At 53.7% G+C, this 15,322-nt stretch carries 13 protein-coding genes; all 13 read right to left on the minus strand.

The genetic code is table 11. The features are described 5' to 3' along the window. Positions 1-444: 444 nt before the first annotated feature. Complete coding sequence (locus C816_RS06580) at positions 445-1,197, minus strand: metallophosphoesterase family protein (RefSeq protein ID WP_016321609.1); 753 nt, start codon at positions 1,195-1,197, stop codon at positions 445-447. 22 nt (positions 1,198-1,219) lie between these two features. Beyond that, positions 1,220-2,854: a recombinase family protein gene (locus C816_RS06585; protein WP_016321610.1), complete on the minus strand. Its 1,635-nt coding sequence runs from the start codon at positions 2,852-2,854 to the stop codon at positions 1,220-1,222. 25 nt (positions 2,855-2,879) lie between these two features. Beyond that, entirely contained in the window at positions 2,880-3,362 is a 483-nt protein-coding gene (locus C816_RS06590) for a recombinase family protein (protein ID WP_016321611.1), read from the minus strand. Positions 3,363-3,381: 19 nt separating this feature from the next. Then, on the minus strand, positions 3,382-4,158 hold the full coding sequence (locus C816_RS06595) for a recombinase family protein (protein WP_016321612.1): 777 nt from the start codon (positions 4,156-4,158) through the stop codon (positions 3,382-3,384). Further along, a complete protein-coding gene (locus C816_RS06600) occupies positions 4,155-5,678 on the minus strand; it encodes a recombinase family protein (protein ID WP_242832152.1) in 1,524 nt (507 codons plus the stop codon). Before C816_RS06600 ends, C816_RS06595 begins: the two co-directional genes overlap by 4 nt. A gap of 101 nt (positions 5,679-5,779) precedes the next feature. Further along, positions 5,780-5,935 carry a hypothetical protein gene (locus C816_RS24215; RefSeq protein ID WP_016321614.1) on the minus strand — a complete coding sequence of 52 codons (156 nt, stop codon included), beginning with the start codon at positions 5,933-5,935 and terminating at the stop codon, positions 5,780-5,782. Then, positions 5,932-7,860, minus strand: a complete 1,929-nt coding sequence (locus tag C816_RS06605; RefSeq protein ID WP_016321615.1) for an ATP-dependent DNA helicase — start codon at positions 7,858-7,860, stop codon at positions 5,932-5,934. Before C816_RS06605 ends, C816_RS24215 begins: the two co-directional genes overlap by 4 nt. Before the next feature lie 497 nt (positions 7,861-8,357). Next, a complete protein-coding gene (locus C816_RS06610; RefSeq protein ID WP_016321616.1) occupies positions 8,358-8,843 on the minus strand; it encodes a sigma-70 RNA polymerase sigma factor region 4 domain-containing protein in 486 nt (161 codons plus the stop codon). Positions 8,844-9,433: 590 nt separating this feature from the next. Further along, entirely contained in the window at positions 9,434-10,771 is a 1,338-nt protein-coding gene (locus C816_RS06615) for an S-layer homology domain-containing protein (protein ID WP_016321617.1), read from the minus strand. A gap of 67 nt (positions 10,772-10,838) precedes the next feature. Continuing rightward, positions 10,839-12,338, minus strand: coding sequence for a tetratricopeptide repeat protein (locus C816_RS06620; protein WP_016321618.1), 1,500 nt, complete (start codon positions 12,336-12,338; stop codon positions 10,839-10,841). Positions 12,339-12,405: 67 nt separating this feature from the next. Further along, complete coding sequence (gene fliB, locus C816_RS06625) at positions 12,406-13,620, minus strand: flagellin lysine-N-methylase (RefSeq protein WP_016321619.1); 1,215 nt, start codon at positions 13,618-13,620, stop codon at positions 12,406-12,408. Between the two features lie 140 nt (positions 13,621-13,760). Beyond that, positions 13,761-14,327: a hypothetical protein gene (locus tag C816_RS06630; protein ID WP_016321620.1), complete on the minus strand. Its 567-nt coding sequence runs from the start codon at positions 14,325-14,327 to the stop codon at positions 13,761-13,763. 33 nt (positions 14,328-14,360) lie between these two features. Next, positions 14,361-15,170: a hypothetical protein gene (locus tag C816_RS06635; protein ID WP_016321621.1), complete on the minus strand. Its 810-nt coding sequence runs from the start codon at positions 15,168-15,170 to the stop codon at positions 14,361-14,363. Positions 15,171-15,322: the final 152 nt, after the last annotated feature.

A 15,322-nucleotide genomic window follows, 5' to 3' on the forward strand; every position in this document is an offset into this window, starting at 1 on the left:
GTTTTGGGATGATTATAAAAGAATTATAATATATAAAGTAAATCTTGTCACTCCTTTTTACTTGTGAGTGTAATTATAGGATTTCCGTTCAAGAGCATTCCTCAAAACTAGCACAAACAAAAGCATAGCAAAAGACCGCCGACAAAAATCGACGGTCTTCTTGAGTGTCTATTCTTGACAAAAAAGATGCATCTCAAATCCTTGCGGCGCAAGGGTTTGCTGGATTTTTGGACGCTGATTTTTTGAAAATCAGGTAACGCAATTCGAACCCCCAACAATGTTGTTAGAAACGGAGCCTTATTCGGTAATTAGGAAGAGGAACATAATTTTTAACTACGATTTATTGTAACACATCGTACTCCTTTTGTAAATAAAAAATTGCAAACAAGCAGAGCGGTATTGAAAGATCGTGTCAATACCGTTCTGCTTATCTGCAATTTTCGTTTATATCTTTAACCGGATGATCTGCTCATAAAGTATGGCGAACTTTTCCCTTATGACGCTGTTCACATGGTAATGGCCCAGGAACCAATTTCGGAACGCACACCGCTCCGCTACCTCGTCCAGAAAATCCGTCAGCGGATCGGCTTTGTAAAACCTGCCGCTCAACTCGTCCTGCACCGAGGTGGGGCCGCAGTGGGTGACGATGTAATCTACCTTCCAGCCGTGTTCCTCCAGGCTGGCCCTGGCGGTTTGGTACTCCTCCTCGCTGGGCAGCTCCTCCTTCCACCAGGAGCGGTGGTTCACCCGGTACAGCGCCCTGCTGGCGTCCAGCTTCCGGCGCTTGCGCTTAAACTGCGGATCGTCCGGCTCCAGGATGCCCCCGCTGATGTCATGACTGCTTCCTCCGCCCATCGTAAAGAAGGTCTTGCCCTGGATGTCATAGACCTGCCCACGCAGCAGGTGAATTACCGAGGGGCGGATACGCTGGACCTTTCCGCCATGCCAATCCTCTGTGGGGTACTCCGCCAGAAGGTCGAAGTTTTCGTGGTTCCCGGATACAAACAGCGTTGTGAAGGACTTCCGCTCCAGCCAGTCCAACTGACACCGCTCTCTGGCGCTGCCGTCCCATACGCTGCCAAAATCGCCGGCAATTATAACGCAGTCATCTTTGGTCAGCTCCGCCTGCTCATAAAAGATTTCTTTTTTGAAGCGGGTGAAATCTCCGTGGGTGTCGCCTGTTACGAATATCGCCATACGCTCACTCCCTTGTCCTATTTTAGCACATTTTCTGTTCGATCACTACATCGACGTCCCGAATTTTGACCAGGATGGTTTCGGCGTCCTCCACCGTGATCTTTTCAATCAATTTCCGGGTGGCGGTATCCTCGTATTCCGTGAAGCACAGAGGTTGGGTTTCCAGCCATTCCTCCATCTCCCGCTGCCGGGACGCCTGGAGGGCCTGCTGGGCCTCATCCTGCTCAAGAGCTTCTATCCGCTCCAGAAGGTCCTGCTTTTCCTCCGCCATGGCCTTGAGCTGAACGTTCAGTTGGGCGTTGTCCATGTCCTCCAGAATCTCGTCCAGCAGAAGGGCCTGTTCCGCCGACAGGGCGTCCAGCCTTTGACGCAGCTCCAGGAGGCTGTCACCGCCGTCCACGCCGCGGCTCTGGGCCAGCCTCGCCAGCTCCAGGGCGTCGGCCCTCACCTCGTCCCGGACGGCGCCGTACTGGTTCAGGGCGGCCACGATGGCCTTGTGGAGCCTGTCCTCGTCGATGGTGGGGGAGTCGTGGCAGTATTGCCGGGCGAACTCCAGGCGGGAGATACACCGCCAGACGATACGCTTCTTGCCGTTCCTGGCCCAGGTACAGCGTTTATAGGGCGTTCCGCACTCGCCGCAGACCAGCAGCTCGGAGAGGGCGTATTTGGCGGAATACTTGCCCTGCTCGGTCCTGCCCGTCTTTTGCATCACCTTCCGTTTGCTGGCCCGGCGGGCCATCTCCTCCTTCACCCGCAGGAAGATTTCCCTGGGAATGATGGCGGGGTGATTGTTCTCCACATAGTATTGCGGCAGTTCGCCCTCATTTTTCTTCACCTTTTTGCTGATGCAGTCGGTGGTGTAGGTCTTTTGCCGGAGGCCGTCGCCAATGTATTTCTCATTGGTCAGGATGTTCTGAATCACCTGCCGGGACCAGCCCTGGACGCCCACCGCCGTGGGAATCTCCTTCGCCGTCAGCTCCTTCTGGATATCTCCAAGGCTGCGGCCCTCCAGATACCGGGCGTAAATCATGCGGACGATTTCGGCCTCCTCCGGGTCAATCTCCGGCTCGCCGTCCGCCCCCTTACGGTAGCCCAGCGTTTTGTCGTAGTGAAAGACGAGTTTTCCCTCTTTCATGCTCTGCTGCATTCCCCAGATCACATTGGTTCTGAGGGATTCGCTCTCCGCCTGAGAGAAGCCGCTGAACAGCGTGATTAGAAATTCGCTGGTTTCCGTGAGCGTGTTGATGTTCTCTTTTTCAAAGATCACGCCGATGCCCCTGGCCTTGAGGACCCGGATGATCTTGAGGCAGTCCACCGTGTTCCGTGAGAAACGGGAGGCGGATTTCGTGAGGATCATGTCGATGCGTCCCCGCTTGCAGGCGGCGATCATGCGGTTGAACTCCGCCCGCTTTTTCAAACTCGTGCCGCTCAGGCCCTCGTCGGCGAAGATCCCGGCCAGCTCCCAATCAGGGTTCTCCTCGATCTTCTGGGTGTAGTAGGTTTTCTGGGCCTCGTAGCTGTTGAGCTGCTCCTCGCTGTCGGTGGATACCCGGCAGTAGGCGGCGACCCGCTGCTTGCCGCTGTGCCTGGGGCCGTTGGAGGCCAGAGGCTTAGTGGCGGGGATGATACGCACCCGCCGCTGTATGGTCTGTGTCATATGCCTCTCCTTTCCCGGTTCGTCTTTACCGCATCGTGGGCCGGTTAACGGGGTAGATGAAACTCCGTGCGATGCACTTGCTTTCCAGCGTGGCGAAGAGGTCGTATACGACAGTCTGGAACTCCTGGTTGTCCGAAGCGGTATTGATGTTTTCCTTTTCGAAAACCACATTGACGCCCATAGCTTTCAGGGATCGGATTGTTTTGAGAACATCATAGAGGCACCGGTCGAAACGGGTCACGGACCTCGTGAGGATCACATCAACGCTCCCTCGCTTACAGGCGGACATCATACGGTTAAACCCAGGCCGTCTTTTCATGTCCGCCCCGGTCAGGCCCTTGTCAGCGAAGATTCCGGCCAGCTTCCATTCGGGGTGGGCCTGGATTTCTTGCGTGTAGTGTTCTCTCTGCGCTTCGAGGGTGTTGGACAGGTCGCCACCGTCGGGGCTGACGCGGCAGTAAACCGCGACCCGCAGCCTGCCGTCTCGTCTGGTTCTTTTGCGTTCCATAATGATACGCTCCTTTCGCCTATTTGAAATGTACCGTGATGGTGTTTTCCTCCGAGATCGTGATATAAGAAACCGCCTGACCGAAGGACTTGAAGTCCACCACGGCTGGGTGGTTGGAGGCGTTGGATTCCATTGGACCGGGACAGCAGTCGTACCGGGCGGAAACGCCTTGCAGGATCAGGGATACCACGTCCTCCGGCTTGCCGGGATGCTCCAGGCCGCGGTTGATGGCGTTGGTCAGACGAATGACCTTGCCGGAGGGGGCATAGCTTTCCTCGGCAGGCGTATCATGCGATGCCATTTGTTTGGATACCTCAGTCAGTAGGTCGGCGTCTAATATCGTGAACTGTTGACCACAGGCCCCGCATTTGAGATACAGGGTATCTTTTCGCCGGTTCGGTCCGGCGGTCCTATGTAAATCGCCGCCGCATTGGCAGCGAAGGGAATCTTTTAAAGAAAGGGCGGGCCGTTTTTCCGCTTTTGAGTAATTTTCGGTCTTGCCCATGATTTTGCGCTGGATGATTTGGAAGGTTTCGCCGTCGATGATAGCGGGATAACCGTCCGCCCCCGTGTAACGGGGATTCTCCAGGAGCCGCTTGACCTTGTGCTTGTTCCAGAGCGGGACTTCCGCGCTGAACGGGATGCCGTCGCGGTTGAGCGTATCGGCAATTTTCTGATAGGAGAGGCCGTCAATGTACATTGTCGCTATCCGCTTCACGATGATGGCCTCCTGGGGCTGGATAACGAACTCGCCCCGCTGGATTTGATAGCCATATAAAATCTTCCGGTTTTTCATCTCCGCGCCTCCCGGAGCTGTTCCGTCAGCTCGATCCCGCCGTAGAGCCGGAAGCGGACTTGGGTCTGGGACTCCGCCGTGATCCGCTCCACCAGATCAGCGAACAGGATTTCGTCGAAGTCCTCCAGCCGTTCCGGTCCGCCGCGGATGATATTCACTGTCTGGCGGAGCGTCTCCATGGTTTCGTCCAGGTCCTCGTTCTTCAACAGACGGCGGCGTTCCCGCCGAAGCTCCGTCAGCCTGCATTCGATGGTCCGCAGCTTGGCGGTACAGGCGGCGGCGTCCAGCAGGCCCCTGCTTTGCAGGGTGGCGACCTTATAGCTCTGCTCCGTGGCTTCGGCAATGGCCTTGTTCACCGCCAGCATGGCGGGGCTGCTCCGCTGGAGGGCGTCGTTCAGGTCCCTCAGCTGGGCAAGAGCGGGTTTGAGGATGACGCCCTCATGGAGCCTGAGTTTGTTGTACATCCGCACAAAGGCGGCGTATATCTCGCTCTCAGCGATTCGGCCTATGGGGCAGCCGACGGCACTTTCATTGTGCTTGCGGCAAACCCAGCTGACGTATCCGCTGGGGGACGCCTTGCGGACGAAGGTGGAACCGCACACGCCGCAGAGTATCTTTTTGGAGAGAGGATAGACCTTATAGGGACCGTCCAGGTGCTGGCTTCTCGTGTTAAGAAGCCTCTGCACCCTTTGGAACGTGTCCTTTGAAATGATGGCGGGATGAGTGCCATCCACATAGTATTGGTCCTTTTCACCCTCGTTCCGCTTTTTGGCGAATGGGAAGCTGTCCGTGGCCAGCGTTTTCTGGCATAGGGCGTCACCAATGTATTTTTCGTTTCGGAGGATATAGTTGATGCCCACATGGTTCCATTCCGCATGGCCATCTCTTGTGCGAACTCCGGTTTGGGTGACGGCTTTCGCTATTTCCTCTGTGCCGATGCCGCAGAGATACAGGCCGAATATTTTGCGGATCAGCCACGCTTCGTCCTCCGCGATTTCAAGGTTCTTCCCGTCTTTCAGCCGGTAGCCGAAGGGAGCCTTGGTGGTGATGAACTCCCCCCGCTCCATCCGGCGCTGATAGCTCATCCGCTGGTTCTGCGAGATGGAGACGGATTCCTGCTGGGCCAGGGCGCCGAAAACGCTCACCATCAGTTCGGTGGTGAGCGTTTCGGTGCTGATATGATTTTCCTCGAAGTCGACGGACACGCCCAGGACCGTCAGCTCCCGCAGGGAGGCGAGGCAGTCCTTGGTGTTCCGGGCGAAGCGGGAGATGGATTTCACCAGAATCTTGTCGATCCTGCCCTTCCGGCAGTGGTCGAGCATACGGTGAAAGTCCTCCCGCTTGTCCATCCGGGTGCCCGTCAGGCCCTCGTCGGCGTAGATATCCACCAGCTCCCAGCCCTCGTGATTGCCGATCTTTTCGGTATAGGCACGAATTTGGGCGGCGTAGGAATGGAGCTGGTCGGAGGAGTCGGAACTGACCCGGCAGTAGGCTGCGACACGCAGAGTGTCAGGTTTCATCTCTCTGGGAGGGATGATTTTCACATTTGCCGCCATCGATCAGCGCCTCCTTCCTTTTTTGCAACGCCAACACTACCACACCTTGGCGGAGATATCCAGAACTATTCCCACACAGCCGAAGGACGATATTTCTGCACCGCAAGGTGTTTGGCGACCGCCAATTCCTCCGCCGTCAGGAAGCCCGCCTGGGCCATATCCTCCAGCGTCCGGGTGACGAGAATGTACCGGATTTCGTTTTTCGCATTGACGCCGCTCATCTGCCGTCCTCCCGAAAATAGTCCGGTCCCTTAACGCTTCGAATAAACGCTTCCACGTCATCCAGGTCATCGGTGATCCGCATTTCCGGCAGGGCGGTTTTCACGTCCTCGAAGTACCGTTTTCCGGGGACAGACCGCTCGTCCAGAATGGCCACCACGCAGGTGTCCGTTTCGGTGCGGATGGCCCTGCCAAAACCCTGCTTCAGCTTGATCTGCATCTCCGGCACCACCACGGCCCGGATGAAGGCGCGGAGGCTGGGATACAGCTCCTTTTCCTTCTCTTTGAGAGCGTCCGGGTGGGCGAAGGGCAGGCGGGGGATGACCAGCAGCGACACGCAGTCGCCGGGAAAATCAAAGCCTTCCCAGGCGGCCCCGGTGGCCAGCAGGACGCTTCCGGGTTTGGCCTTGAACTGCTCCGTGGTATGTACCGCGTTGCGGCCCAGGGTGAACAGGGGCCAAGCGAGGCCGCTTTCAGCCAGCCGTTCCTTCACGGCGGACATGGCGGCGTAGGAGGTGAACAGCACCAGTGCGTGGCCTCCGACCGCTCCCAGCAGCAGGCCGATTTCTTCTGCCAGGGTATTGTAATACGCATGGTCTTTTAAGCCGGGAGGGTACTGCGGGATGTAGAGCAGGCAGTTCTCCCGGTAGTCAAAAGGGGAAAGAGAAACAGACTCTGTCACCCGGTCGTTGGTCATCAGCCCCGCTTCCTCCCGGAAGCGTCGGAAGTCGCTGCCTACGGCCAGGGTGCCGGAGGTCAGCAGGATGGGGCGGGGTTGGTTCCAAAGGGTGCTTCGGAGCTGGGCGGTCAGGTCGGATATCGTGGCGCAGAGCATGACGCTGTTGCGGGCATCCTCGGAGACATAAAACACCATGTTCGGATGGCCCTCGCTGAACAGCGCCATTGTGGAAGCCAGCTTCTCCAGCCGCTTGCGTACCGGAGGCGAGAGCAGGTAGTTGATCTGCTTGTGAACGACCTCCATCGCTCGGTTGGGCGCGATGAGAAGCCGAGTGTACTCCGAAAAGTGCCGGTTCTGATCGTAGGGCTGGCCCAGCTTCCGCAGAAGGAGCCGCGTGGTGTCCGCCAGAGCGTCCGCCGCCAGCAGATACTTTTCCTTCCGCAGATCGTGGATGAGGCCCTGGATGTCCTCGGCCCGAAGGGATACGCCGAACATCTGGCGGGCCGTCTCCGGCAGTTTGTGGGCCTCGTCGATGATAATGGCCCGGCTGTCCGGGAGGATGGGCCTTCGGCCTGTCCCACGGTGGATGGCGTCGGCCAGTAGAAGGTTGTGGTTGCAAATCTGGAATTGATACCAGTTGCTGTCACAGCTCTCCAGGAAGGTTCGGTAACGGCAATGCTCACGCTTGCAGTCACAGACCTGGGGAACGCAGACGCGCTCCCGGTCATAGTGACTCAGGCGGGCGGCTCCGTCGAGGTCCAGGCTCTCCCGAAGGGAAAGCAGGGCATTTCCGGCCCTCCAGTTTTTCTTTCTCAGGTCCAGCTGGCCCAGCCGCCGCTCCAGGCGCTCGTCGCAGACATAGTGAGACTTACCCTTGCGGATCACCGCTTGAATGGGCGCGGCGATCATGCCGTCCGCCATCAGCACAGCGGAGAGAAAGGGCAGGTATTCGTCCCGCACGGCCCGTTGGAGGGCGATGCTGGAGGTGGAAATGAGGATGGGGCGGAGAGACTTGCCGCTGTCCGCCAGGAACCGCTGGTACGCCGTTCCGGCGACCAAGTAGGCATAGGTTTTGCCGATGCCCGTTCCGGCGTCGCACAGGGCGATGCCGCCGTCCAGCATGGCGTCCAGCATCCGATAGCTCAGGGCAATTTGCTCCGGGCGCTCCGGCATCCCCTGAGCAGGGAGTAAGTCCTTGAAGATGTGTCCGATTTCGTTATGGGAATCTTGCCTGTTTGAAGTATTCATCCGTAAAAGTCCCCAATCAATGTTCTTTCGTCAATTCCACCGTATTTGCGCGCGCGCCCCGGTGGATCGGGAACAGTACGGGTCAGGTCTGGCGGGACCTGCGCGGGCGTATACCAGGAGTCTCTACTGCTTTCAACTCCAGGGCAGCCCCGCGGCCTGGGTTTCAGGCCGCGCGAAGGTGTCTCATTATAAACCTGGACAGGGTCAATGCTGACGGCCTTGCCAAAGGCCGTTCCGCAGGTGGCATTCTCGCTCATCGAAGGCCCCGGAGCCGTTCCGGGATGGAACGGCTCCGGGGGAGAGAAAGAGATGTGGCGATAAAATTCGTGTTCGCCACATTATGGTACGCTGCACTTCGATGTCATGGCGTGCGCTGCTGGACGCTCGTCTGCTCAGGTGGTTCCCCGTACTGCTGATGTTCAGTTGTCAAGGAGCAGTGAGGGAGGCAATAATTCCCTCACTCCCCCTCCCGACGAATCAACGGGTGACTAACAAATTCACGAAAAAATTTCACGCCGCAATTTATCCAGCAGTTTATCCCGGCGATATTGAACCGTCCGAAGCTGGACATTCAGACATCTTGCGTACTCACGGAGCGGGATGCTGTCAAAGAAAAGAGCTTGAACAAGCTGTTTTTCAGCTTCATTCAGGCTAGAAAGAGCCGAAATAAGGCGAGACTTCTGAATCGCCAGCTCTTTTTCGTCCTCTCCTTCCAGTACGATGCTCTCCGCACTCGGCTCTTGCTCAATCCCTAATTTGGCCAAAGGAACCCCGTCCTCCATCAGTCTTTCCAACGACAAGACTCTACCGGGTTCCACTTCTTCAGCTATGTAACGTTCTCTGCGGTCTGCTTGGGAATAAGCCAGGAAAACATCTTCTGTGACCTCCACATCTACGCCGTCTACCGTGATGATGTTTGCAATAATATTGCCGTCTTTATCCTTGATTCGCCTATAATTCCGGCTTTCCTGCCAGTTTTTCATTTGTTTGATCTCCAATCTCAGAATTTGTAAAGAGTCTGAGATTGAAGATCACGGGTATTTAGCTATGCGGGGGTCCCAATCCGTGGGAACAAGCCGAAAGCAAAGAAACCGCCATTTTTTGCGCAACTGTAAACTTTTTCTAAATAGCTCCCCCTTTTTCCCCGAGACCCGACAAAGAGGGCAGGCTCCGGGGATATGATTCGACGGTTTTCCCCAAAATCCCCTGTCGAATATAAGAGGATTTTGGGGAAAACCGTCGAGGAAAAAAGATGGTGCAGACAGCCACAGGGCCGTCCGCACCGATCTCAAAAAATATGATAATGGAATTGAACTTCGCCAACTAACAGCCTTAAGTAAATCGAAAGGCCGCCTCATGATCTCACCCGCTTGAGTTCTGCTATTGTCAGTTTATAAAATGCTCACCCTCGTTTTCTTATCAGCTTTATTATGGTGAAGGTGCTCTGGACACGACACAAGCGGTCGAATCCGCTTCTCAGAAAAATGAACTGAAATCCAGACGAGTGTATTTTCGCAGAGGGTTGTCCACAAATGAGGTTAAAAGCTGAAAATAGCTGTATAATCGGTAATCTTTAAATACGTTGAAAATCCGCACTATAATATCGCCTAAGAATTTGAGCTAGGTGGTTACGAGTTACAAAACTTTTAGCGTAAAGCATTCCCGTACTTGTAGTTGTTATAATTTTCTGCTCCACAGCCCATATGGTGGCCTCGTGCATGGACTCATCCACCAAATCATCATCTATAAAAGCTGGAGCTATACTTCTGACAGAAGGGCTCCCCACATAACGCCAGAGCATATCAGCGACTTGTTCAACCGTAGCGGAATCGTCTGGGTAAAAGCGCAAACCGCTGTTGCCAATAACGATTCCATTCTGCACGGCCCATAGGACAGCGTCAAAATACCAAGCGTCGAGTTCCACATCCTGAAAGTCGAGATGTCCCATAGTTTTTGGCGGTGGTTCACCTGCCATCCTATACAAAATGCCGACGACTTCTGCTCGAGAAACCGCTTCTCCAGGATGAAATGTACCGTCCTCGTAGTTACTCATCAAACTTGCGTTCAAAACAAACTCAATTGCGTTGTAGTCCCATATTTCTGAATCTACATCGATTGAGCTGCCAGGCGAATCGGTCAAATTTTCGTCAACCGGGTTTTCATCGGCTCCAGCGGGTGGGTCCATACATACCGTAACATCTTGTTCCGGCATGATAAACGTGAATTCATCTTCGGTAGTCCATAAGAGCTCGAGCATATCCCCATTATGTCCAACCACAAAAACAAGTGCTTGCTCAGGGAACGTCGCTCTTATCGTAACAGTTTCCCCGCAGACGGCCCGAGAGGGGACCTCTCGAACATCCACATAATCGCTTATGAGCGGATCAACAGCAATGTAGTGCAGGGAGTTCAAATTTTTATCCGCAAGTTCCAATATGACAGACGATCCTGGCAGCACTCCCTCTCCTGCGTTGGGATGCTGTTCTTGAACAGTGCAGTTCGCCCATTCATCGGAATCACTCTCACCCGTAATTTTTTCGGTCAAGCCAACGGACCGGAGTAAAATAACAGCATCCGAATACGGCAGGTTTTGCAAAGTTGGAACTTCAACCAATGGGTTTCGCTCAATGAATTTGACAGAAACATAATTCGCAATAACCAGAATTGACAGAATTAAAACAATGAAGCACACACTGTTTTTGAAATGCCGCCGACTTTCCAGCTTTTTTCTTTCGATATACTCTGCAGCCTTTTTTTCCTGTGCGCTGAGATTTGAGAAGGCTACTTCTGCATTCCAGGGTAAACTATTGCTATAAAAGAAAGCCCAAAAATCAAAGATAAGCGCAGTTATGCTTATAATCAGTCCAGTTTCGCTTGCCAAATAATATCGAAAAAAATCAATATTGTTCACCCCATATCCCTCCCATCATCTGGTTTGCGAACTATAAAAAAGTCAAGCAGGGCTAATTCTTACAGGGCTACATCTCTCGTAGTTTTTCGTGCCAGCCATCGTGCTCATCCGGGCAGTTCAGCCCTTCGTGGCGGTAATTTCCTTTTTGCAGCATATCCCCCATACAGGAAGCCGCATGGGCACACAGCCAGCAGTGGTACGCTGATTTTTTTTGAACAAGCAGCGCCTTCCACTTTTCCAACGCTTTCACATACTGTTTGGCGTCATAGTATAGTCCTCCGTATTCTATGAGGGCCTCTTGGTTGGTTGGCTCCACAAGGAGGACATATTCAAACAGCAGCTTGGCCTTTTCGAATTCTCTTTTCGGGTTTTCTTTTAAGTCGGGTCTTTTTTTGGGATCAGCCTGCTTTTTCCACCTGATTGCTTCTTCCAGAATTACGCTGACGCCAATCTCGTTCGATAAACCTCTAATTTTTCCAAGCAAGTTCAAACTGTTGGCATCATAAATAAATCCAAGGGTTATCGCATATCCGCTTCCAGGTTTCATGTACTTGCCGGATAGATGTAAAGGGCCGTCGCAGCCTTCCGTAAACGCTTTTTGCGTTTTGATCGTTTCCTTAGAGGAAGGGGCCTTTGTTTCAAAAAGCTGGTATCGAAAAGTGAGATTTTTTATAGCATCGCCATCCGTCTTTGCAGTGTGCAAATTTGCTGTAAGAGAAAAATTCATACAGGGAATGTCAAATACCTTAGACTGAAAGAACATACTAAGCGGCATCTTATGAACGGTTTTCAGATGGATTCTTATCGCCTGATGCGCAGGAACTTCCACATCATAGCCTTTTCCATGTTCATAAACGCTGCTTTCAAATATGGGCTTCAACGCCATTTGCCGTAAGCTCTCCTGCGCCTCTTTGGTCTGATCCTCACCATTCACTTCCATCTGTATGATCTGGTAAGACGGCCCGCTTCCATCTGTTTTCAGAAACTGTGGATTGTGCGCGGCCTTATACGGGTCTCTGCTTAGATTCACATAGATGGCATCCGTGATGGTATACACCTCAACAAAATCATTGGCTTCACTGATATACAGGGAAACCTGTCTGGTGAAGTTGTGGATATAGACCAATTGTTCCGCAAGATCATCTGTGTATTGCGCAATGTCCTTGATATAGTTTTGAAATGAATCGCGCAATTCTTTGGCCGGTATTCCAGAATTTCCAGCGATATCTTCTGTGTTTAGAATGCCTATGGGTTTCGCAAAACGGACAGGAAAATAATCATTTCTCCACAGCACATCGATATGACTGCATATTTCCTCCGAAAAATTCTTGATCGTGTCTCTTTCAGTAGAAATAGAAACGAAAAAGCCCAGGACCGTCGTTGTAATAATGCCATCCCCTAAAATACTGACAATATCACGCCAAAATTCGGGGATCGGCAAATGTCCCGAAGCGTATTTCAGCAATACTCCCAGCAGGAACATCAACATTAAAACGAAAGGAGCGTTGAAGTTCAAATTGCGCATTCTCAGCGGAGAAATTGAAGAATCCTTTCTATTTCTGCTCATTGAAATCCCTCCCAGGTAATTTTAGGAATGCCATGCCGTCCTCGGTATATAATTATTCAAGCACTGGTCAGCCACTCAGCAAAATCGCCATGTGAGCCAGCGTGGCGCTGTCGTGCTGAAGCATCTGGTCACTGAGGAACCGCGCGCCCGTGCTGTGAATCAAAGCGCGGCTGACGATGACCAGCAGCCGGAATAGTTCTTCTTTTGTTTCTGAAACGCCGTCACGGCAGCTCATAACTGAAAGAAAGCGGTATATCGAATACATATTGCAAAAATTCACATAGCTGCGCCACAGCAGCTCCCGCGAAGTGCAGTCTGGCAGACGCCAGTTATAAAATAGCGTAACCATGAGGTTCTCCCAAAACCACTCCTGCTTTCCAAGCGTTTCATTGAAACGGGCCTGAGCGCTCAAATAGTGGCTGCGGCGAAGCCTGAAATGGCCGCTCTCCGGGTTCCGCTCCAGTTCCAACGATTTCGCCAAGCCGAGCAGCGACGGCCTGCCGCCTTGTATCAGCAAATGCAGGTTGTTGGCATTGTTCATCAGGAATATAGAGAGCGTAGAAGAATCATGCCGCAAAAATTGTCCCGGCTCTATCTGATCCGCCAAGACAGCGGCGCGCGCCAGCCAGCGCGGGATGTCCTCCTCTCCGTCCGCCAGCTCCCGGAGGGCCATACCCATCACAAAAATTCGCTCTGGAAGCGCAAGACGGCGATCTTGCAAAATATCAATGCATACAGAACGAATCTCTTGAAAATAGGGCGGCAGCGGCTGATCTTTCGGCGGCTCCCACATACGGCGCCGCGCTTTCGGCAGCGGGTCCGACACAAAATTCACGCCGCCGGGAAGATTCCACAGCAGGGACAGGACGCCTTCACAGCCAAGGCCGAGCATTCGCTCGAAATACCCGGACGGAGAGCAGCTCTCACTGCGGGGGAAGGCCCGGCAGATTTTGGGCAGCGCTTCCTCGCCTTTTTCACGCTGGAGAGAGCAGATGCCATCCCGCAGCAGAGGGCACACGCCGTCATGAAGGACAAATTCCCCGTAGTTCCTGCCCGCGAATTCTCCTGAGCGGACACGGCGCACACAGTGTTCCAGGCGCGCATTCAGCTCCGGTGTGCCCTTCTGCCGCTTTATCGTCTGGTAGTCCTTTTTATCGAAACCAATATGCCAGCCGTCCCCGCAGCAGTTGAGCCGGCAGGCAGAGGACAGGCAGCGAAAATCATCATAGTACGCGGGGCGTAAATCTTTATCGATTAGAACTTGATATGGTGTTTCAGGCATATAGCCGTCTCCTTTCCGTAATCTGAGCTGGGGTTATGGGGCAGGTCAATATAACACGGGAATCATGTCACTGAAAGGATGCGCAAAAGAATTTTATGGCAGCTCCCACAGCGCGGGTGCTGCCATAAAAAGCTGCTATCCTAACGGAAACAAATGTTTCCCATCATATCCCCATAGACTGTGCCTTCGATTGAGCCGACGCCTCTTCCAAACCCATCAATTATGTAGATCCTGCTGTTCCCGGCTGCGTTGACCAGACGGGAAATTTCGTCTTTGTAGCCCTTATCCGCACCGGCGCCGCTGGTCGAAAGAATCGGCGTCGCGTAAATAATATGCTGGATGCTCCCGCAATCGCAAAGAGATTTGATATAAGCCAGTTGGCTATCGTTGATGAATCCGCCCTGAGCGTGGCCCACGTTGACCAGATTTGACGCCCCATCGTAAGACAACACGGCCGCACAGCATGTCAAGCCGCCAACAATAAAGCTGTCGTGGTTTTGGGAGGCCAGCTGCTCCGCGCTGTACCACGTTTTCTCCACGACAAAACACGGATTTTGGGAAGCAATCCTGATATTCAGTCCGATTGGATCGATGACCGGGTTTGCCATCGCCTGGTCGAGATCAGCGCCCGTGTCCGCCTGACTCGCAAACGTGCTGCGAATAGACAGAATCTTCTGCTCTCCTGTTCTTAATTTGAAATAGATCATCGCCTGTTCATCTCCTCTCGTCTCCGGTCTCTGTCATTTGGGATCGTTCAGCCACTTGTCGAAATCGTCGAACTGCTCCTTCGCCATTTTCAGGAAAAATTCCGTGAGACGGGCAACCAGCTCGTCCTTGGCGGCCTTCACCAGCGGCTCATACAGGGCCTGGGCCAGCAGGTTGTTGATCTCGAAGACGGTCCGGTCATAATCAATGTGAAGGTCCTGCTTGGCGGTTCCCGCGCAGATGGTCTTTACCTTCTTGACCTCCAGCTTCAATTCCGCCCGGTAGATGGTCAGCGTGCTTGCCTTATCATAGGAGCGGATCAGGGTCAGGTACTGGAGATGCTCGTTTTCGCTGCTGGCTGAGATCACCTTGCCGGATGCCTTTTGCAGCGCCTTGATGAAGGATTCCGCGATGCTCTTGGGCGTATTGGCCCCCAGGCAGTCGGTGATGAGCTCCGCGTTGGCGTCCAGGGAAAATTCCTTTTTATCAAAGGTTTTGCTTTCCCGCTCGCGGAAGTTGAACAGCAGCGGATAGCGTGCGAAGAACGCGATCCAAAGCTCCGGGTTACGGGTGAAATCATCGCCCCTTTTCACGAACGTGTTGCTGGCCTGCTGCTGGACCACCTGCATCACAAAGCGAAGCTGGTCCTCCAGCTCTTTGCTGACGGCGTCGGGATTGACATTCTGGTCGTACTCCAGCATGATATCATTTTTGGCCTTCTCAAATTTCGTTTTGGCCTCCTCCCAGCCTTCCCCGCCGTCGTTGCGGAGGCTGACGCGCTGCCGCTTCCATTCCTTCGCGGCCTGAAAAGCCTGTTCCAGGCGGGCCTGTTCCAACTCTGTCACAGTAATATCCTCCTCGCCTTTATTGTTCGCGGGAGGTAAGGCGCACAGGCCCTGTCTCCCGCCGATTTTTAGAGAATCCGCTCGATCCTCACCATGATTTGCGCGGCTTCCGATTACAGCGAGAGGGGAACGAGGGCAAGCCTCGTTCCCCT

It is taken from the genome of Oscillibacter sp. 1-3, from assembly GCF_000403435.2.
Lineage (GTDB): Bacteria > Bacillota > Clostridia > Oscillospirales > Oscillospiraceae > Oscillibacter.